We start from the raw sequence: 18,881 nt of genomic DNA, 5'->3' as shown, positions 1-18,881 counted from the left end.
AAAACTTATGGAAAAGGCAACTCTATGAGTTTTGCTGTGCGGCTTTCCCAAGGCTGATATTTCTGCGTCCTGCCAGCGGATGTGCCGAAAACGGCTGGTGATATTCCATGCCTATTAAATGTATTTCGCCGCTGTTTCGTTCATATTCATGCTGCAAATGATGCAGCCGCTCAAGAAACGTGTGGTCTATGATAGGGGCTTGCGAGAAATCTATGATAATTTTTTTGCCTGCGGGAATGTGGTCTATTTTCTTCTTAAACAGCAAATAGTTGGAGAACAGCGCATCGCTTTGTATGCGAACAATCACTTCATTATCAGACGGATACTCCATGCCAACCTGTGCCTTGAACATGTTTTTCGAAGAGGCTCCGCGCAGCCACAGCGTCAGGTATTTGACTAATATGCCGGCAGCTACGCCCAAAAGCAAGTCGGTTGCAAGTGTTGCCACAATCGTTACCACAAAAATGAGCAATTGTTCTTTGCCGATTTCCCATGCGTGTTTAAAATGCGTGGGGGCTGTTAAACGGTAGCCTGTAAATACAAGCATGGCAGCCAGTGCAGCAAGCGGAATTTGATGAATCAGGCCGGGGAGCAGTGCCGCAAAAAGCAACAGAAACAGCCCGTGAAACCAGTTTGCCCACCGTGTTTTGGCTCCATTGCTAACATTTGCCGAACTGCGTACCACTTCGGCAATCATGGGCAACCCGCCAATAAGGCCACATACAACATTGCCTGCACCTACTGCCAGCAAATCTTTATTGGCATTTGACTTTCGCTTGTATGGGTCTAAATGGTCTATCGCTTCCACGGTCAAGAGCGACTCCAAACTGCCCACCAGCGCAAACATGACAATATATTGCCACGATATGCCGGTAAAAATTTTTGAAAAGTCGGGAAAAGTAATGCCGCTGATGATGTTATCGGGCATATTGACCAAAAAAATCGGGCTGATAGAATAGCTCCGGCCGTTGAAAATGTAGTCATGTGCATGGTCAAGGTTGAATAAGCGCCCAACAGGAATGGCAACCAGAACAACCACAAGCGGTGCCGGTATTTTTTTCACGGCAGGATGCTTTATCATCGGCATTGTGATAAGAATCAATAAACTGATGATGCCTATCAGTGCAATTTTGGGGTTGAGATTGGCAATACTTTGCGGTATTTCGGCCAGCAATTCCAGCGGCTCTTTGGCGATAGGTTTTACACCCAACAGCACGTGCACCTGTTTGCTGATGATAATAATGCCAATGGCGGCTAACATGCCGTGTACGGCCGATGCGGGGAAAAACGCACCTAATTCGCCTGCTCGCAGCAAGCCGAACAGCACTTGTAGTATTCCGGCAACAACAATAACAGCCAGCGTCAGGCGGTAGCCCGATGTCATATCGCCTTGCCCAAGGGTTTCCACTGCACCTAACGCAATGGCAATCAGCCCTGCCGCAGGGCCTTTAATGGTCAGGGGCGAGCCTGCAAACAGCCCGACTAACAAACCGCCTACAATAGCCGTCAGTACTCCTGCCAGTGGCGGGAAACCACTGGCCATGGCAATTCCTAAACACAGTGGCAAAGCAATAAGAAAGACCAAAAAACCCGAAACAACATCGGTTTTGTAGTATTGTGAGAGGCCTGCCAAACCATCGGCAGGAGGGGGAATAGTATTTTTCATAGCCAATCAGGCTGGAAAGATAAAAAATCATTGCAAAAAGATAAACAAGCCTGTTTCGCGCCTGCCGAGGGTAAAATGCACACATCGGATATTGCAACGAGGTGCTTATCGGCAGTTGAAATATGCGAATTAGTTTCTGATTTCAAAATTTTACTGCCAAATTGCGGGATATTTTCAGGGTTTTACCCCTTGGTTGTTATTGTGTCATAGTGCAGTAATTCAATTCAAATGAAAACAAAAAAGTTGCCGTTGTACGTTCAGATTCTCATAGGGCTTGTGTTGGGGCTGTTTTGGGGGCTGGCGAGTGCTTGGTTTAAATTTCCCGCTTCTCTGACCATAGAGTTTATCAAACCATTAGGGACAATTTTTGTAACCTTACTGAAAATGATTGCCGTGCCGTTGGTGTTGGCATCTCTGATTGTGGGGGTGGCAAGTTTGCACGACATTCGCAAACTGTCCCGCATTGGCGGTAAAACCATAGCCATTTACATAGGCACCACAGTAGTTGCCATTACGATTGGCTTAACCATTGCCAACCTTGTAAAACCCGGCGAGCGCTTGCCCGAGGCTACACGGCAGCAACTGATGAGCGTTTATACCGATAAGACTTCAAGCAGTGTAAATACGGTTGCCAAATTAAAAGAACGCCCGATTTTGCAGCCGTTGGTAGATATTTTCCCCGACAACATCACCAGTGCGGCGGCTGATAATACCCGCATGTTGCAAGTAGTGTTTTTTGCCATGATTATGGGGGTGGCACTTATCAAAATAGCGCCGGAGAAGCGCAATACACTTGTGGCATTTTTTGATGCGCTCAACGATGCCATTATCCAGATTGTAGATTTTATTATGCTGCTTGCTCCCGTAGGCGTATTTGCACTCATCGGTTCGCTGATTGTGGAAATTGCCGGCGATGATATTTCACAGGCAGCCAGTTTGTTAAGCGGGCTTGCTTGGTACACGGCCTGCGTAATCATCGGTCTTTTCATTCATGCCTACCTGTTCTATCCCATACTGTTTCGCTCGGTGGCGAAAATCGGCTACATGCAATTTTTCCGCGCCATTCGCGCCGCGCAGTTAGTAGGTTTCAGTACGAGCTCGAGCAATGCCACATTGCCCGTTACCATGAAACGTTGTCAGGAAGGTTTGGGCATTCCCGAAGAGATGACCAGTTTCATTCTGCCATTAGGTGCTACTATCAATATGGATGGTACAAGTTTGTATCAGGGTGTAGCGGCTGTGTTTATTGCACAGGCATTGGGCATAGACCTCACCATAACTGACCAGTTGATGATTCTGCTGACGGCAACACTTGCTTCCATTGGCTCGGCGGGTGTACCCGGTGCAGGTATGGTAATGCTGGTAATTGTGTTGGAATCTATTCAGGTGCCTTCGGCAGGTATTGCGCTGATTGTGGCGGTGGATAGAATCTTGGATATGATGCGTACCGTTGTGAATATTACCGGCGATATTACCGTAGCGGCAGTAGTTACAGCCACCGAAGGTAAATTTGAACCGGTAACGGCCACAGACGATAACTAAAAAAACTCCCATGCTGCTGAGTTTCTTAGAAGTAGAACATCTTCATAAACAATATGCAGGGCAGGCACAACCTGCACTTTCAGGCGTATCGTTTACTGCCAACCAGAGTGAAATCATAGCTATTCTTGGAGAAAGCGGTGCAGGGAAAAGTACCTTGCTGCGCATTATGGCAGGTTTGGAGATGCCTGACAGCGGTCATGTATGGCTGGACGGACGACCTGTGCCCGACCCTTCCCAAAAATTGGTGCCCGGCGACCCGCGCGTGGCACTGATTCAACAAGACTTCGGTTTGTTCAATAAAATGAATATTGCCGATAATATCTCCTATCCGATTTTATCGCAGCCCGCCGCTAAACAACAGGCGCGAGTGAAGGAGTTGCTGGAGCTGATTCGCCTGCCCGGGATAGAGAAAAAACTGCCTGCCCAACTTTCGGGAGGTGAACGGCAGCGAGTGGCAGTAGCCCGTGCATTAGCAGCCAAGCCGCGTTTGTTGCTGATGGACGAACCTTTCAGCCAGATGGACTACCCCATGCGCCGCAGCTTGCGCAAAGACCTCAAAAGAATCATTTTGCACGAGCAAACAACCGTTGTAATGGTTACACACGAGCCGTTGCACGCACTTGCGGTAGCCGATAAATTAGCCGTGATGCGCAACGGTAAAATCTTGCAAATAGGCACTTCCGAGGAGATTTACCGCTATCCGAACACCGAATACGTGGCCATGGCTACCGGCGAAGTAAATATTTTACCTGCCGAGGTGCTGCCCTTGTCGCTGCGGGCTAATTTGGAGCGCCCGTCGGCCAAAATTTGCCTGCGCCCCGAAGATTTGGAGTTAGTACCGGAAAAAGAGGCACTGATGCGCGGCACCGTATTGAGCAGCGAGTTTGCCGGTGCATACCGATTAGTAACCGTACTTTTGCCAAGCGCACACGAGGTCAAGGTGCTTTACACGGGTAAACCGCCCGTAAGCGGTTCGCAAACAGGCTTAGTGATTCGCCGTATTCATTCGCTTAAATCTTAATCGTCAGGCAGAAATAATTCCAGAGCGATGCTGTCGGCAAGTAGCCTGCCTTTGTTGGTCAGTATCAGGTGATTATCTTTGATAAAAGCCTGCTCCGATGCCGTCAGCCGAAGCAGGTAATCACTTTGCGATGCCATTAAATCGTAACCGTAAGTCCTTGAAAGCCACTGCAAATCGGCTCCCCACTGTGTTCTTAGCGAAGTCATCAGGTATTCGTTGATGTGGTCGCGGCGGGTGAGTGTTTCTGTTTCCGTCGGCAACTGACCCGATAGAATGGCTTTGATGTATTTTGCATTATTGGCTATGTTGTAGCTGCGCTGCGTGCCGTTGTAGCTGTGTGCCGAAGGGCCTATGCCGATGTAAGTCCCTTTTTTCCAGTAGTTGGAGTTATGGCGCGAATAGTATCCCGAACGGGCAAAATTGGAGATTTCATAGTGCTCAAAACCTGCTGCCGTGAGTCGTTCGGTCATTATCTCAAACTGTCGGGCAGCAAATTCATCATCTACGGACTGTATGCGCCCTTTTTTCAGCCAGTTGCCAAACGCCGTTCGTTCCTCAATCGTCAGGCAGTAGGCCGAAATATGTGTAACGCCCAAGTGAATGGCTGTCTGTAAATCTTGTTCCCAGAGGCTGTGATTTTCTGCGGGCAGTGCATAAATCAGATCAATACTGATGTTGTCAAAACCTGCCTGTTTAGCCCATGTAACACATGCAAGTGCTTCCTGCGCATTGTGTGCCCGATTCATCCAGCGGAGGTGCGCTTCGTGAAAACTCTGAATACCAATGCTCAGGCGGTTGATGCCCAGCTGTCGCAATTGCCGCAATTTTTCGGGTGAAAGGTCGTCGGGGTTGGCTTCCAGCGTGATTTCGGCATCGGGCAAGATACCGAAAACCCGTCGGGTTTGGGCTAACAATTGCGCCAAGTTGCCGGCGGGTAGGAGGGAGGGAGTGCCTCCGCCAAAATAAACACTGGCAGCGGGTGTTGAGCGTTCGGCAGCACGGAGTTCCGTTTCACGCAACAGCGCTTCCGACATTGCCGCCATTCCTTGCAGCGAAGTGCTGAAATGAAAGTCGCAGTAGTGGCAAGCCTGTTTGCAAAAAGGAATATGAAAGTAGATGGCAGACATGGATAAAGCAAAATTAAAAAAACATGGGCAAAAGTTTGGAAATAAAATTGCGCTTTGTACCTTTGCACTCCCAAACGCTGTTTTCGTAGCTTAATTGGATAGAGCATCTGACTACGGATCAGAAGGTTGCAGGTTCGAGTCCTGCCGAGAACACGTGTCAGACAGGTAGTTTTCAACTGCCTGTCTTTTTTTATGTCTTCTGCCGACATTTTTATTTGTCAAACAATGCAACTTTGAGCATCTGTTTTGCATTATTGTTTCTAAAAAGCGGCATCTCAATCAGCTATTTTTTCGTAACTTGAAACGACTATTTCTTTTTTTATGGCATTGAAGACTTTTACTGCGGCACTACTTTTTTTGTTGGTTTCGGGCACACACCACCTGTATGGTCAGGCGCTCACCCGCGTTTCGGGAAAAGTTACCGATGCAGAAACCGGTGATGCCATACCGTTTGTGAATATCCTTTTTAAAGGCACTACAATTGGCACTACAACCGATTTTGAGGGTAATTTCAGCCTGCAAACACAAGCCCCGGTAGATTCGTTGGTAGCGTCTTATTTGGGCTACCAAGTACTGGCGAAGGCTGTTCAACAAGGTAAAACACAGGTAATTAACTTTCAACTGAGACCTGTTGCAACCGTTTTGCAGGCTGTTGTTGTGCGCCCGGGCGACTATGAAAACCCCGCTTGGGAAATTTTAAGGGGGGTGATGGCTCATAAAGACCGCTACAATTACGACCGCCTCACCGCCTATCAGTATGAAAGCTACACCAAGCTCGAGCTTGCTTTGGACAATATCTCCGATAATTTCCGACAGAAGAAAGTAATTCAACAGGCGTTAAGAGCGATTGACAGCGCCAAAACGGCACAAGGAGATGACGGCAAACCTATATTGCCCGTTTTCTTTTCCGAAACCATTTCCGACTATTTCTACCGCAAATCGCCTGAACGGAAACGTGAATTTATCCACAAAACACAAGTCAGCGGCATTGGTGTTACCGATGGCAGCGTAGTGTCGCAAGTGATTGGCAGCACATTTCAGCAGTACAATTTTTATCGCAATTGGCTGCGTATTGCGGGCAAAGACTTTATTTCGCCCATAGCCGACGGTTGGAAGGGTTTTTACGAATACGAACTGAAAAAGTCGGATGACCAACTTAATGGCAGGCGTTGTTTCCGAATAGAGTTTCAGCCCAAACGACCGCAGGATTTGGCTTTCAGCGGGGTAATGTGGATAGCGGACTCCTTAGATGCCGTTTCGCCGTATGCACTGTTGCAAATTGATGTCAGCATTAACAAAACTGCCAATTTGAATTTTATCGAGAAAATCAAAATCCAGCAGGAAATGGCACTTGCCGACTCGGCCACGGGCATATGGCTACCTGCCAAGAACAGAATTTTGGTAGATATCGGAGACATTAAAGACGATTGGGCAGGTCTGTTGGCCAAGTCCTATTCTTCCAATAAAAACTTCAAAGTCAATTTTCCGCATCCTCTGAAATTTTATGAAGACAATGTAACGTTGGCAGAAGATGCGCTGCAACCTGATGCGCGCTATTGGGACAAACGCCGCCACGATTCGCTCAGCATTGTAGAGAAGCAAACCTATCAGATGATTGATACCATCAAAAATCTGCCGGCGGTGAAAAGCTATGTAGAAATTGCCGACCTGCTCATCAACGGCTTTCGCCGTGTGGGTAAGATAGATTTGGGGCTTAACAGTGCCACTTATGCCTTCAACGATTTGGAAGGCCACCGCATCAGGCTGCAATTGAACACCAATTATTTGTTGAGTCGGAAAATTATTTTGCATGGCGCAGTGGCCTACGGCACTGTTGACCGACGTTGGAAGTTCAGTACAGGGTTCGACTATATTCTCAGCCGCAAGCCATGGACACAGTTTGGCTTTGTGCATACGGAAGACTATAACCAGTTGGCTCTTGTTTCCGAAAATTTTCTGGACAAGAACAATGCGCTTTTCATGGCTTTTACCCGTTGGGGCAGTTTGAGCAATCGCCGACCATTCTTTCAAATCAGCAATCAGGCCTATTTCCAAACCGATATAGCCCGCGGATTTACCCAACGCATCCTATTCAATCGCCAATTTACCGACCCGCTGTTCGATTTTGAATTTATTGACCTAAAAAACGATGCCATCCGTCGTCGGGAGTTTATCACCTCTGAACTGGCTTTTGAATCGCGCATTGCATTTGGAGAGCAATATATACAGAGTGAGAATAAGCGACTGATTGCCAATTTCACAACCAAACCGATTATCACCCTGCGCTATGTACTGGGTTTAGACAATGTAATGGGCAGCGACTTTGGCTATCAGAAATTTCAGGCAAACGTTACACAGAGTTTTCCGCTGGGCGCATTGGGCAACACTACCTATTCTGCCACACTGGGCTATATTTCCTCTCGCGTGCCGTATCCGTTGCTGGCCGTTCATTTGGGCAATGAAACTATTTTTTACAATGCACAGGCATTTAATATGATGCGCTTTTTTGAATTTGTCAGCGACCGTTACGCCGCATTGAATTTTACGCATCGCTTCGAGGGGTTGATGTTCAATCGCATTCCGCTGATGCGCCGCCTCAAATGGCGCACGCTGGCAACCGCTAACGTGCTATACGGCAGCCTGAGTGAAACCAACCGACACCTTACGCCTCCGCAACGACTGAACGGAACGCCCTTGCCTAATGTGAACGGCATGGGTGCGATGCCTTATGTGGAAGTAGGCTACGGAATTGAAAATATTTTGCGCTTTATCAGGGTAGATTTTATTCATCGCCTTACTTACTTAGACGACCCTGCCACAAGACGTTTTGGCGTAAAAGTTTCGGCACAGTTCAGGTTATGATGCAATATTATTTGGCGTAATGAAGCATTTCCCCTATTTTTAGCGTTATCATTACGAACATTACAAAACACATAAAACACCTGCTTACGCATCATGGAGCTGTACGGTCAAATTCTACTGATTGCAATGCCCATTTTCCTGCTGGCTGTTCTGCTGGAAAAATGGTACGGATGGTACAAAGGCAAAGATACCTATCGCAACATGGACATGATTTCCAGTTTAAGTTCGGGTATCACCAACGTAGTAAAAGATGTGCTCGGCCTAAGCGTTTCTATCATCACGTATAGTTGGATGGTGGAACATCTGGCCGTTTTCAAAATTGAATCCACCGTATTAACAGTTATTGTAGCATTTGTAGCCCTTGATTTCAGCGGCTATTGGGTGCACCGCATTGCGCATCAGGTCAATTTCTTTTGGAACAAACACGCCATTCATCACAGCAGCGAAGATTTCAACCTTGCCTGTGCTTTGCGCCAAAGCATTTCCTCATTTGTCAATTTGTTTACATTCTTTTTATTGCCGGCAGCCATTGTGGGAGTTCCTGCCAATGTAATTGCCATTGTAGCACCTATTCATTTGTTTGCTCAGTTTTGGTATCATACGCAGCATATCGGCAAAATGGGATGGCTGGAACATATCATCGTAACCCCTTCGCACCATCGCGTACACCATGCCATCAACCCCGAATATTTAGACAAAAATCACTCGCAGATTTTTATCATCTGGGACAAATTATTCGGCACATTTCAGGAAGAACTCCCCAATGTTCCCGCGGTGTATGGCATCACGCGCCCTTCTGCTACATGGAATCCGATTAAAATTAACTTTCAGCACTTGTGGCTTCTGACAAAGGATGCATGGCGTGCCGAAAGTTGGTGGGACAAAGTGCGCATATGGTTTATGCCAACAGGATGGCGGCCGGCTGATGTGGCGGCCAAATATCCGGTGCGAAAAATAGAAGACATCTACCACTACGAAAAATACGAACCTGAAAGCTCGGCCGCATTAAAAGCGTGGGCATGGGTACAATTTGCAGTCGTTACTACTTTGGTGTTTTACATGTTCGGCAATTTGGCAACCATTGGTATGCCGATGCTTTTCTATTACGGCGGCTTTGTGTTTTTAAGCATTTATGCCTATACGGAATTGATGGATAAAAATCCGTATGCGCTTGTTTGGGAGGCAATAAAAGTTGCTTATGGCGTGGGGGTAATTCTTATTACGGGGGACTGGTTCAACATGAGCAATGTATTTCCTCTCGGAAAATACCTCATCATTGCTTATTTTGTTCTTTCGCTGGCCGTTACGGCATGGTTTGTAGCTATAGACTTCAAGCGCGAAACATCTGAAAAAATCGCAACAGTCTGATAAAATATAGTGAAAATTTTTACAAAAAAATAGCCTGTAATTAATCGCAGGCTATTTTTTTGTGCTCAAAACCGTTGCAAATATTGTTCTATGCTATTTCCTGAGCCTGAAAATGACTGAATGCCAACGGTTTGTCTGCAAATAAGGCTTTTGTTGCCGCCCATGTGTTTTGGAATAATTCCGACTGTCGGTACTTTTCCAAATGGTCGGGGCTTTCCCAGAGGCTGTAAGTGGTGTAAATCGCAGGGTTTTGTGCATCTTGCAGCAGCGCCAAATAGCGGCAACCGTCAAAGTGACGGATTTTATGTTTAGAGGCTTCAAAAATTGCCAAAAAGTCGGTTGTTTTATCAGGCTGAAAAGTCATGCGTACAATGCGGATAAGCATAGCAATGATGTTAAATTAGTTTTCCAATTGTCTTCTGTAAAGGCGTATTGTATTTTCCAGACCATAGTAAATCGCATCGCAAATCAGCGCATGGCCGATGGAAACTTCATCTAAGAACGGAATCTGCTGCTGCAAATAGCGAAGGTTGTGCAAATCAAGGTCGTGTCCGGCATTTACTCCCAAGCCCAATTCTTTGGCAAGTTTGGCACAGCGAACATAAGGCGCAACTGCTTCTGCGGGGTTGCCATGAAACTGCTTTGCATATTGCTCCGTGTAAAGCTCGATGCGGTCGGTACCGGTTTTGGCTGCTCCCTCAATCATGGCTTCCACAGGGTCAACAAAAATAGAGGTACGGATACCGTGCTTTTTCAGCTCGCTGATGATATCGGTCAGATATGCCTGATATTCAACCGTATTCCAACCTGCATTAGAAGTAAGCACATTTTCTGCATCGGGCACAAGCGTTGCCTGATGCGGCTTCACCTGCAATACCAAATCCATATAGCGGTCTTTGGGGTTGCCCTCTATGTTAAATTCCGTGGTCAGCACGGGTTTCAGGTCTAACACATCCTGATAGCGAATGTGTCGCTCATCGGGGCGCGGGTGCACTGTAATGCCCTGAGCGCCAAAGCGTTCGCAGTCTAAAGCAACTTGCAGTACATTGGGGTTATTGCCGCCGCGCGCATTGCGCAAAGTAGCTACCTTATTGATATTTACACTCAGTCGTGTCATTGCTTTTCTGATTGATTTTGTTATATTTGCCATGCAAAGGTTCAATTAAAACTTGAACTTGCACCGTAAGCAAGTTGTCTTTTTGAGATATTACCTTGCAGCACAAATTTAGGCGATGATTACACCCTTTTGATGCATCTGTTTAACTTTGTTGCGCAGATTAAGCAAGTTTTTTGATTATGAGTCTGAAAAAACGCATAGAAGAAGATATTAAAAACGCCATGAAGGCGCAGGATAAAGACAAACTGCGCGCGCTGCGTGCCATTAAGTCGTTAATTTTATTGGCAGAAACCGCAGAAGGCCGAAGCGGCGAACTTACACCCGAAGAGGAGCTGAAACTGTTGGTAAAAGCCGCCAAGCAGCGCAAAGATTCCGCCGAAATCTACGGGCAACAAGGCAGAACCGACCTGCAAGCCGTTGAATTGGGCGAGCTTGCCGTTATTGAAGAATATTTGCCGAAAAAATTATCTCCCGACGAATTGAAAGCCCGTTTACAGGAAATTATTCAGCGCGTGGGTGCTGCCTCTGCCAAAGATATGGGCAAAGTGATGGGTGTGGCAAACAAAGAGTTGAGCGGACAGGCAGACGGTAAAGACATTGCCGCAACAGTGAAAGAACTACTCAGTTAATTCATCGGAAACCTCTGAAAGCCATGCTTTTACTTGCCAGCCTGCTTGCCGAACGATTTTCAGTGCTCGATATTGTCGTGCTGTTTATTGTGGGCTGGGGTGGCTACAAGGGCTTTCAGAAAGGTTTTTTTGTGGAGTTACTGTCGTTGTTTACGTTTATTCTGCTGCTGTTTCTCGTATTCTGGAGTATTTCTGCAACTTTTCAACTCAGTGCAGACCGCATCGGATTTGCCCCGCCTAAGGCTGGTGCATTTATTACTTTTGTCTTGTTATATGTGCTGATTGCACTCGGGGTCAGTTGGTTCGACAAAACAGTCAAAAACAAGTTAGACCTTGAAATTTTTGAAGGGTTTGACAGTTTTGTCGGTCTGATTTTCGGTGTTATTAAATACGCGCTCGGTCTCAGTATCGGTTTGGAGTTGGTGGTGAGTGCGGGTATTACCAGCCGCAACGAATTGATAAATAACACCGTTACCTACCCTTATTTGAACGGACTGTTCAATTACATGCTCGACATTGGCAGAGCGCTTGCGCCTTCGGTAGCCGAATTGGTGCAAAATATCCGATATTTGCTGCGCTAAATATCGCTCATATGCCTTTAATTGCCCCCTCAGTACTTTCTGCCGATTTTGCCAACTTGCAACGCGATGTGGAAATGCTCAACAGTAGCCGCGCCGATTGGTTGCATATAGACATCATGGACGGCGTTTTTGTGCCGAATTTGTCTTTTGGTCTGCCCGTTTGCCATGCCATCAAACGCCATGCGGAAAAGCCGATGGATGTGCACCTGATGATTGTTCAACCCGAACGCTACTTGGAAGCCTTCCGCGATGCAGGCGCTGCCGTGCTGACGGTGCATTACGAAGCCTGTACGCATTTGCACCGCACCATCGGGCAAATTAAAGAGTTGGGTTGCAAGGCTGGCGTTGCCATCAATCCGCATACTTCCGTTCATTTGTTGGGCGACATTTTGCCGGATATTGATTTGGTTTGCCTCATGTCGGTCAACCCGGGTTTTGGCGGGCAAAAATTCATTGAAAACAGCTATCGCAAGGTGCAGCAACTGCGCCAAATGGCAGATGCGCTCAATCCTAAGTTGCATATAGAAGTAGATGGCGGCGTAAACAGCCAAAACGCGCCGTTGTTGGTGGCGGCAGGCGCGGATGTGCTGGTGGCAGGCAATTTCGTATTCAGCTCACCCGACCCGCTGCAAACCATCGCCGACTTGAAAAATATTGAATAATTTAAATTTCGGAATCATAAAATCCCAAATCCGAAGTCCAATTCTCACTGCCATGTACACACGTTTTCATTTACATATTGCCGATTATATCGCCGAAGTGGTGATTAGCCGCCCCGACAAAGCCAATGCACTTGACCGCACAGCTTGGGACGAAATGCGCACCATTTTTACCGAACTTTCTCAGCGCAACGATGTGCGTGCGGTCATCCTGCGCGGTGAAGGTAAGCATTTTTGTTCGGGTATTGACATTAGTTTGCTGGGCGGCATTCAGCAACAAATGCAGGGCGTAAGCACCGACGAAGGTCGCCGCCGCGAACAGTTGCGCCGCTTAGTGCTTGATTTACAGGCATGTGTAAATGCCGTTGAGCAATGCGAAAAGCCCGTGCTGGCTGCCATCCACGGCGGTTGCATCGGCGGCGGTGTGGATATTGCCTGCGCTGCCGACATGCGTTATTGCACCGAATCAACTGCGTTTTGCATCCGCGAAATAGACATGGGCATGGTGGCAGACTTGGGAACACTGCAACGAATGCCCAAACTGATTGCACCGGGCATTGTTGCCGAACTTGCCTATATGGGCAGAAACATGTCGGGGGCAGAGGCAGCTGCCAACGGTTTTGCCAACCGCTGTTTTGCTTCGGAAGAGGAAATGCTGGCAGGCGTGCGCGAAATTGCCCGACAGATTGCCGCCAAGTCGCCGTTGAGCATTCGCGGCACGAAGGAAATGCTGCGCTACACCCGCGACCACAGCACCGCCGACGCACTGAACTACATCGCCACATGGAACGCCGCCATGCTGCTATCCGCTGATTTACAGGAAGCTATGACGGCACAAATGCAAAAAAGAAAGCCGTTGTTTGAGTAGTGTAATAAAAGAAAATATTGCCGAAATCTGAACATTCCAAATGATAAAAGCAAGACCGTTCGTTAAATGGGTAGGCGGTAAAAATCAACTGTTGGAACAGTTTGAAAATTACTATCCTAACGAACTTAGAAAAGGTATTATCAAAAATTATGTTGAGCCTTTTCTGGGTGGCGGCGCCGTGTTCTTTTTAATTGCACAACGCTACAAAATTCAAAATGCTTACCTTTCCGACCTCAACAAAGATTTAATTTTAACTTACCAAGTCATTCAGCAGCGCCCGCATGATTTACTTGATTTTTTGGAACAATACCAAAAAGATTATGACCAAACCGAACTGGAAAAGCGAAACGATTTATTTTTAGCGGTACGCAAACATTTTAATTCACAACGATTTGAAATTAACTATAAAAAAATTTCTGATAATTGGATTCCGCGAGCTGCCCAATTTATCTTTTTAAATAAAACATGTTTCAATGGACTTTTTCGCCTGAACTCAAAAGGTGAATTTAATGTGCCTTACGGAAAATATAAAACTGCAACAATTTTTGATGAACCGAATATTTTGGCGGTTTCAAAAGTATTGCAAAATGCTGAAATCAGACAAGCAGATTATTCCGATTGTTTTGAAAAAGTAAATGAAAATACTTTTGTTTACTTTGACCCGCCGTACAGACCTATTAGCCAAACGGCAAGTTTTACAACGTACACAGGCACGGAATTTACCGATAAAGAACAGTTACAATTAGCCCGATTTTTTCAAAAGTTAGACCGAGAAAAAGGCGCAAAATTGATGCTTTCCAATTCAGACCCCAAAAATGAAAATCCCGAAGATGATTTTTTTGAAAAAGCCTTTTCAGGATATAATATTTTCAGGGTTTCCGCAAGCAGAGCCGTAAACTGTAACGGTGATAAACGAGGAAAAATCAACGAATTAATTATTACCAATTATCCGTATGAACCACAAACCTTGGCAATCAATTTTTGATGCTTATCGTATTTTGCAACACGATTTTTCAAAAAGTCTTTTTATTTTGACGGCAGAACAAATTAAAAAGGCAACAGCACACTTTACAACTACAACCGAAAGAGAAGTTCGCGTATTATGTAAGCAGGATACAAAAGAAAGCAGACCTCAGGTATTTACGGATAACAATTTGTTCATTTTGCCTGTTAAAAACGGGGTTTACGCTATTTTGCAAGGCGAAGGATATGTAGATATTCCCGAAATTGATACACCGACGAAAATTTACAAGTCTAAACTTGATTTTCAATTGGAAACTTCGCAAATCGGAAACTCTGAAATGCAACATTTGGATTTTGCTTATGCTTCAAGTCTGATACGCAGTTTCTTGGAAGATGAGAGTTTGGTTTTAACTATTCGCGGCAGAAAATACACACCTAAGTTTGAATTTTACGCAGGGAAATACAGACAACTTATTACGGCAGAAAGCGTACAAACAGAAGTAGATGCAGGCTATGAAGGCAAAAATCAAGTTGTTTTGATAGAAGCCAAAAACGCCGAGGCAAATAATACGATAATCAGGCAATTGTATTATCCGTTTCGCCAGTGGCAAACTTATACCAAAAAGAAAGTAAACGTGCTTTTTTTCGCCAAAAGAAAAAACGAATATTCTCTTTGGGAATTCGGATTTTCCGATAAGCGTGACTATAACAGCATTCAACTGCTCAAAAGCGCCAAGTTTGAGATACAGGATAAATAACAAATGTTTTTCTGAAAATTAATTTTCAGCTGCTTTGTGATTACAAAACAATCCTACCCGTTCGCATATATAAAATCCGCAAACTCCCCGATGATTGGAACTTCCATAGAAACAGCCGCGGCGCACTTGCAGGCGGGCGAGGTGGTCGCCATACCGACGGAAACCGTTTACGGGCTGGCAGGCAATGCTCTTTCCGAAAAGGCACTTGCCACCATTTTTGAAGTAAAAAATCGTCCGCAATTTGACCCGCTCATTGTACACATTGCCGAGGTGAGCCACATCAGCCGATATGCAACGGACTTTCCCGAAAAGGCGCAACAATTGGCAGCGCAATTCATGCCCGGACCGCTGACGCTACTGCTGCCCAAACGGGACATCATCCCCGACCTTTGTACAAGCGGGTTGCCGCGTGTGGCGCTGCGCGTACCGAACCATCCGCTCACGCTGGAACTGTTGAAAAAATTATCCTTTCCGCTGGCAGCGCCGAGTGCCAATCCCTTCGGCTACATCAGCCCGACCACTGCGCAGCACGTCGCCGACCAATTGGGTGATAAAATTCCTTACATTTTGGACGGCGGGGCTTGCCGCGTAGGGCTGGAATCTACCATTGTGGGTTTTGAGGGCGAGAAAGCGGTTATTTATCGCAAAGGGGGGCTTTCGGTGGAAGCTGTTGAGGCAGTCATCGGCAAGGTGCGCGTGATGCAACATTCCTCTTCGCAACCTGCCGCCCCGGGTATGCTCAAAAGCCACTATGCGCCGCGCATTCCGTTGGTTTTGGGCAATTTGGACGAACTGGTTGCACAAGCCGACCCGAAAACAACAGGCATTTTGTCATTTAAGAAAAAATTTTTGCAAATACCTGAAAATCATCAGGTTGTACTGTCTTCAACAGGCGACTATGCTGAGGCAGCGCAAAGACTTTTTGCTGCCTTGCGCTACTTAGACAGTTTGCCGATTCGTGTTATATTTGCCGAACTGCTGCCCGAAGAGAGCTTGGGAAGAGCCATCAACGACCGCTTGCGACGCGCCGCGGCGGTGCGGTGATGGGGTTTGCAAGTAGGGACAAGCGACGTGCAACGGGCATGCCCTGTCCCTACAACGATAATTTTTAAAATAACATGTTGAAAACCAATAAAATAGAACAAATCCCGCTGCTGACGGACACTTTCAAATGGCTGTTTTTTGCGCTGTTAGTGGGTATTTTGGCGGGGTCGGCTTCGGCATTTTTTCTGGTTGCCTTGGATTGGGCAACGCACTTTCGGGAAAGCCATCTGTGGATTATCGCTTTTTTGCCGCTTGGTGGGTTTGTTATCGGTTGGTTGTATCATCGCTACGGGCAGGAAGTGGCAGGCGGCAACAATCAGATTATTGACGAGTTTCATCAGCCGCGCCGCGTGATTCCTTTCAAAATGGCGCCCTTAGTGTTGTTCGGTACGGTTGCCACGCACTTTTTTGGTGGCTCTGCAGGGCGCGAAGGAACAGCGGTGCAAATGGGTGCTGCCATCGCCGACCAATTCACGCACTTTTTCAGGCTCAAACAGCGCGACCGCCGCATGTTTTTGGTCATGGGTATCAGTGCGGGGTTTGCATCGGTTTTCGGTACGCCGCTGGCGGGTGCCGTTTTTGCGCTGGAAGTCCTGATTTTGGGCAGGATGCGCTACGAGGCTATTTTGCCCGCTTTTTTTGCCGCCGTCATTGCCGATTACACTTGCCATGCCTGGCAGGTGGCGCATACGCATTATGCCATCCCGACCGTGCCACCGATGAATCCGCAAAACTTTTTGTGGACTATTCCCGCGGGTATTTGTTTCGGGCTGGCGGCGTTGTTGTTTTCCAAAATGGCGCATTTTTGGCAAAACCTGTTTAAAAATCACATACAATATGCGCCGCTTCGTCCCGTTGTCGGCGGGGCAGTGATTGCCCTTTCGGTGTGGGCTTCAGGAACGACCAAATACATTGGCTTGGGCGTGCCGACCATAGTAGCCGCATTCAGCGAAGATTTACCGTTTTACGATTTTCTTGTCAAAACGCTGACAACTACTTTTACACTTGGCGCAGGCTTCAAAGGCGGTGAGGTAACGCCTCTGTTTTTCATAGGCGCAACCTTGGGCAATGCACTTAGCCAGCTCATTCCGCTGCCTGTTGCTTTGCTGGCGGGCATGGGCTTTGTGGGCGTATTTGCAGGGGCTACCAACACCCCGATTGCCTGCACGCTGATGGGGATTGAGTTGTTCGGTGCGGAAAGCGGCGTTTTCATTGCTCTTGCCTGTGTGGTAGCCTATCTTTTTTCGGGACATACAGGCATTTACGGTTCGCAAATTGTTGGCAGCACCAAGCATCAGGTATTTCTTCGCAAAAAAACACGCCGAATCGGGGAATTATAGCCTAACTTTGCGCCCTTTTAAATTTTTTATACAGCATGAACTCATTCAATCCTTGGCATCACGTTCATCCGGGCGAAAACAGCCCCAAATTAGTGAACGGCATCATAGAAATTCCCAAAGGAACACGCGCCAAATACGAGTTGGACAAAGAAAGCGGCTTGATTAAGTTAGACCGCGTATTGTATTCGTCAGTTTACTACCCTGCCAACTACGGCTTCATTCCGCAAACCTATTGCGACGACAAAGACCCATTAGACATCCTGATTTTTTCACAAATCACAATCGTTCCCTTGTGCATTGTGGAGGCAAAACCCATTGGGGTGATGCGCATGTTAGACAACGGCGAGGCTGATGATAAAATCATTGCCGTAGCGGCAGGCGACCCGAGCGTAAACCACGTGGAAGATATTACATCGCTGCCCAAATACTATATTTCCGAAATGCGCAACTTTTTTGAGGATTACAAAAAGTTGGAAAACAAGACCGTAGTGGTAGAAGACTTTTTGAATCGCGAAATGGCAGAGCAAATCATTGCCGAAAGCATTGAACTGTACAAAAAAGTATTTGTGAAATAATGGCTGTTGTGTAACAAAAGTTACACAACAGTTGCCCGATTTTTCGTAATTTGTCTTCAAATGCAAGCCAAAATATGAAAAAGAACATGGGAACTATTGACCGCATCATCAGGGTGTTGATAGCGGTTGTTATTGGCGTGTTGTACTACATGCAAATTATCACGGGCACAATAGGCATTGTATTGCTTGTGGTGGCGGGCGTATTTGTGCTGACAAGCGTAGTAAGTTTTTGCCCGCTTTATGCACCTTTGGGGATTAACACCTGCCCTCATAAGCAAGGCAATTGAAATTGATATCAACAGCTATATTTTACTGCCGTAAACAAAAACAGCCGCCCCGAACAGGAGACGGCTGTTTTATTTTGACGTATTGTTTGGCTTAAACCGCAAAACTTTCACCGCATCCGCAGGTGCGCGAAGCATTCGGATTGATAAATTGGAAGCCTTTGCCGTTTAAACCGTCGGAAAAATCGAGCGTAGTGCCTGCCAAATACAACAGACTTTTCTTATCTACCATAATTTTGATGCCTTTATCCTCAAAAATTTGGTCGTTGGGTTGGGTGGTGTCGTCAAATACAAGGTCGTACATCAGCCCCGAGCATCCGCCGCCTTTCACCGCAACGCGGATATTGTGATTATCGGTTTTGCCTTCTTGCGAACGCAGTTCGGTTATTTTATTTTTGGCTTTTTCGGTAACGCTTATCATAAAAAACAGGATGGATTTTTTTGCTGTTGAAACCATTCAGTTAATTGTGGTAACAG

The 18,881-nt window shown here is 46.5% G+C and carries 19 protein-coding genes and 1 tRNA gene; 15 read left to right on the top strand and 5 right to left on the bottom strand.

Going from position 1 to position 18,881, the window contains the following annotated elements:
• Positions 1 to 22: 22 nt before the first annotated feature.
• Positions 23 to 1,666 carry a SulP family inorganic anion transporter gene (locus tag NDK19_RS14420; protein ID WP_250632607.1) on the bottom strand — a complete coding sequence of 548 codons (1,644 nt, stop codon included), beginning with the start codon at positions 1,664 to 1,666 and terminating at the stop codon, positions 23 to 25.
• Positions 1,667 to 1,894: 228 nt separating this feature from the next.
• Between NDK19_RS14420 and NDK19_RS14415 the strand changes: the two genes are divergently transcribed.
• Positions 1,895 to 3,208 (top strand): dicarboxylate/amino acid:cation symporter, encoded by a 1,314-nt coding sequence (locus NDK19_RS14415; RefSeq protein WP_250632606.1) that lies wholly within the window; start codon positions 1,895 to 1,897, stop codon positions 3,206 to 3,208.
• Positions 3,209 to 3,218: 10 nt separating this feature from the next.
• Positions 3,219 to 4,229: an ABC transporter ATP-binding protein gene (locus NDK19_RS14410; protein WP_250632605.1), complete on the top strand. Its 1,011-nt coding sequence runs from the start codon at positions 3,219 to 3,221 to the stop codon at positions 4,227 to 4,229.
• On the opposite strand, the gene hemW is transcribed toward NDK19_RS14410, so the two are convergent.
• Complete coding sequence (gene hemW / locus NDK19_RS14405) at positions 4,226 to 5,356, bottom strand: radical SAM family heme chaperone HemW (protein WP_250632604.1); 1,131 nt, start codon at positions 5,354 to 5,356, stop codon at positions 4,226 to 4,228. The two genes, NDK19_RS14410 and hemW, sit on opposite strands and share 4 nt — an antisense overlap.
• Before the next feature lie 79 nt (positions 5,357 to 5,435).
• Here hemW and NDK19_RS14400 point away from each other — a divergent pair.
• The 3 genes from NDK19_RS14400 to NDK19_RS14390 all read left to right on the top strand — a co-directional run bounded on the left by NDK19_RS14400 (position 5,436) and on the right by NDK19_RS14390 (position 9,586).
• Positions 5,436 to 5,509: transfer RNA gene (locus tag NDK19_RS14400), tRNA-Arg, on the top strand.
• Positions 5,510 to 5,677: 168 nt separating this feature from the next.
• On the top strand, positions 5,678 to 8,218 hold the full coding sequence (locus NDK19_RS14395) for a DUF5686 and carboxypeptidase-like regulatory domain-containing protein (protein WP_250632603.1): 2,541 nt from the start codon (positions 5,678 to 5,680) through the stop codon (positions 8,216 to 8,218).
• A 93-nt stretch (positions 8,219 to 8,311) separates the two neighbouring features.
• Positions 8,312 to 9,586: a sterol desaturase family protein gene (locus NDK19_RS14390; RefSeq protein ID WP_250632602.1), complete on the top strand. Its 1,275-nt coding sequence runs from the start codon at positions 8,312 to 8,314 to the stop codon at positions 9,584 to 9,586.
• Between the two features lie 88 nt (positions 9,587 to 9,674).
• Here NDK19_RS14390 and NDK19_RS14385 read toward each other — a convergent pair whose 3' ends face one another.
• Together NDK19_RS14385 and NDK19_RS14380 are read right to left on the bottom strand one after the other, a co-directional pair.
• Entirely contained in the window at positions 9,675 to 9,971 is a 297-nt protein-coding gene (locus NDK19_RS14385; RefSeq protein WP_250632601.1) for a putative quinol monooxygenase, read from the bottom strand.
• Positions 9,972 to 9,986: 15 nt separating this feature from the next.
• Entirely contained in the window at positions 9,987 to 10,703 is a 717-nt protein-coding gene (locus NDK19_RS14380) for a pyridoxine 5'-phosphate synthase (protein WP_250632600.1), read from the bottom strand.
• 179 nt (positions 10,704 to 10,882) lie between these two features.
• Between NDK19_RS14380 and NDK19_RS14375 the strand changes: the two genes are divergently transcribed.
• The 10 genes from NDK19_RS14375 (at position 10,883) to NDK19_RS14330 (ending at position 18,407) form a co-directional block, all read left to right on the top strand.
• Positions 10,883 to 11,332 carry a GatB/YqeY domain-containing protein gene (locus tag NDK19_RS14375; protein WP_250632599.1) on the top strand — a complete coding sequence of 150 codons (450 nt, stop codon included), beginning with the start codon at positions 10,883 to 10,885 and terminating at the stop codon, positions 11,330 to 11,332.
• A 23-nt stretch (positions 11,333 to 11,355) separates the two neighbouring features.
• Positions 11,356 to 11,913 (top strand): CvpA family protein, encoded by a 558-nt coding sequence (locus NDK19_RS14370; RefSeq protein WP_250632598.1) that lies wholly within the window; start codon positions 11,356 to 11,358, stop codon positions 11,911 to 11,913.
• Between the two features lie 11 nt (positions 11,914 to 11,924).
• Positions 11,925 to 12,575 carry a ribulose-phosphate 3-epimerase gene (gene rpe, locus NDK19_RS14365; RefSeq protein ID WP_250632597.1) on the top strand — a complete coding sequence of 217 codons (651 nt, stop codon included), beginning with the start codon at positions 11,925 to 11,927 and terminating at the stop codon, positions 12,573 to 12,575.
• Positions 12,576 to 12,627: 52 nt separating this feature from the next.
• Complete coding sequence (locus NDK19_RS14360) at positions 12,628 to 13,440, top strand: crotonase/enoyl-CoA hydratase family protein (RefSeq protein WP_250632596.1); 813 nt, start codon at positions 12,628 to 12,630, stop codon at positions 13,438 to 13,440.
• Positions 13,441 to 13,531: 91 nt separating this feature from the next.
• Entirely contained in the window at positions 13,532 to 14,425 is an 894-nt protein-coding gene (locus tag NDK19_RS14355; protein WP_250632595.1) for a Dam family site-specific DNA-(adenine-N6)-methyltransferase, read from the top strand.
• Positions 14,394 to 15,161, top strand: coding sequence for a type II restriction enzyme (locus NDK19_RS14350; protein WP_250632621.1), 768 nt, complete (start codon positions 14,394 to 14,396; stop codon positions 15,159 to 15,161). The genes NDK19_RS14355 and NDK19_RS14350 overlap by 32 nt, the downstream gene beginning before the upstream one ends.
• A gap of 90 nt (positions 15,162 to 15,251) precedes the next feature.
• Positions 15,252 to 16,205, top strand: coding sequence for an L-threonylcarbamoyladenylate synthase (locus NDK19_RS14345; protein ID WP_250632594.1), 954 nt, complete (start codon positions 15,252 to 15,254; stop codon positions 16,203 to 16,205).
• A gap of 74 nt (positions 16,206 to 16,279) precedes the next feature.
• Positions 16,280 to 17,545: a voltage-gated chloride channel family protein gene (locus NDK19_RS14340; protein WP_250632593.1), complete on the top strand. Its 1,266-nt coding sequence runs from the start codon at positions 16,280 to 16,282 to the stop codon at positions 17,543 to 17,545.
• Positions 17,546 to 17,580: 35 nt separating this feature from the next.
• On the top strand, positions 17,581 to 18,120 hold the full coding sequence (locus NDK19_RS14335; protein ID WP_250632592.1) for an inorganic diphosphatase: 540 nt from the start codon (positions 17,581 to 17,583) through the stop codon (positions 18,118 to 18,120).
• A gap of 74 nt (positions 18,121 to 18,194) precedes the next feature.
• On the top strand, positions 18,195 to 18,407 hold the full coding sequence (locus NDK19_RS14330) for a YgaP family membrane protein (protein ID WP_250632591.1): 213 nt from the start codon (positions 18,195 to 18,197) through the stop codon (positions 18,405 to 18,407).
• Between the two features lie 91 nt (positions 18,408 to 18,498).
• On the opposite strand, the gene NDK19_RS14325 is transcribed toward NDK19_RS14330, so the two are convergent.
• The gene (locus NDK19_RS14325; RefSeq protein WP_250632590.1) at positions 18,499 to 18,825 is read right to left on the bottom strand and encodes a HesB/IscA family protein; all 327 of its coding nucleotides are present in this window, start codon (positions 18,823 to 18,825) and stop codon (positions 18,499 to 18,501) included.
• Positions 18,826 to 18,881: the final 56 nt, after the last annotated feature.

Origin of the sequence: Rhodoflexus caldus, from assembly GCF_021206925.1 — a bacterium.
Classification (GTDB): Bacteria; Bacteroidota; Bacteroidia; order Cytophagales; family Thermoflexibacteraceae; genus Rhodoflexus; species Rhodoflexus caldus.
Note: the sequence above shows the minus strand (reverse complement) of the source record. Positions and strands in the feature narration are given on the sequence as shown.

Coding starts and splice junctions, on each gene's coding strand:
- hemW (WP_250632604.1), bottom strand. CDS start 5,356: ATGTCTGCCATCTACTTTCATATTCCTTTTTGCAAACAGGCTTGCCAC.
- NDK19_RS14415 (WP_250632606.1), top strand. CDS start 1,895: ATGAAAACAAAAAAGTTGCCGTTGTACGTTCAGATTCTCATAGGGCTT.
- NDK19_RS14340 (WP_250632593.1), top strand. CDS start 16,280: ATGTTGAAAACCAATAAAATAGAACAAATCCCGCTGCTGACGGACACT.
- NDK19_RS14410 (WP_250632605.1), top strand. CDS start 3,219: ATGCTGCTGAGTTTCTTAGAAGTAGAACATCTTCATAAACAATATGCA.
- NDK19_RS14395 (WP_250632603.1), top strand. CDS start 5,678: ATGGCATTGAAGACTTTTACTGCGGCACTACTTTTTTTGTTGGTTTCG.
- NDK19_RS14375 (WP_250632599.1), top strand. CDS start 10,883: ATGAGTCTGAAAAAACGCATAGAAGAAGATATTAAAAACGCCATGAAG.
- NDK19_RS14335 (WP_250632592.1), top strand. CDS start 17,581: ATGAACTCATTCAATCCTTGGCATCACGTTCATCCGGGCGAAAACAGC.
- NDK19_RS14360 (WP_250632596.1), top strand. CDS start 12,628: ATGTACACACGTTTTCATTTACATATTGCCGATTATATCGCCGAAGTG.
- NDK19_RS14390 (WP_250632602.1), top strand. CDS start 8,312: ATGGAGCTGTACGGTCAAATTCTACTGATTGCAATGCCCATTTTCCTG.
- NDK19_RS14385 (WP_250632601.1), bottom strand. CDS start 9,971: ATGCTTATCCGCATTGTACGCATGACTTTTCAGCCTGATAAAACAACC.
- NDK19_RS14345 (WP_250632594.1), top strand. CDS start 15,252: ATGATTGGAACTTCCATAGAAACAGCCGCGGCGCACTTGCAGGCGGGC.
- rpe (WP_250632597.1), top strand. CDS start 11,925: ATGCCTTTAATTGCCCCCTCAGTACTTTCTGCCGATTTTGCCAACTTG.
- NDK19_RS14330 (WP_250632591.1), top strand. CDS start 18,195: ATGAAAAAGAACATGGGAACTATTGACCGCATCATCAGGGTGTTGATA.
- NDK19_RS14420 (WP_250632607.1), bottom strand. CDS start 1,666: ATGAAAAATACTATTCCCCCTCCTGCCGATGGTTTGGCAGGCCTCTCA.
- NDK19_RS14380 (WP_250632600.1), bottom strand. CDS start 10,703: ATGACACGACTGAGTGTAAATATCAATAAGGTAGCTACTTTGCGCAAT.
- NDK19_RS14325 (WP_250632590.1), bottom strand. CDS start 18,825: ATGATAAGCGTTACCGAAAAAGCCAAAAATAAAATAACCGAACTGCGT.
- NDK19_RS14370 (WP_250632598.1), top strand. CDS start 11,356: ATGCTTTTACTTGCCAGCCTGCTTGCCGAACGATTTTCAGTGCTCGAT.
- NDK19_RS14350 (WP_250632621.1), top strand. CDS start 14,394: ATGAACCACAAACCTTGGCAATCAATTTTTGATGCTTATCGTATTTTG.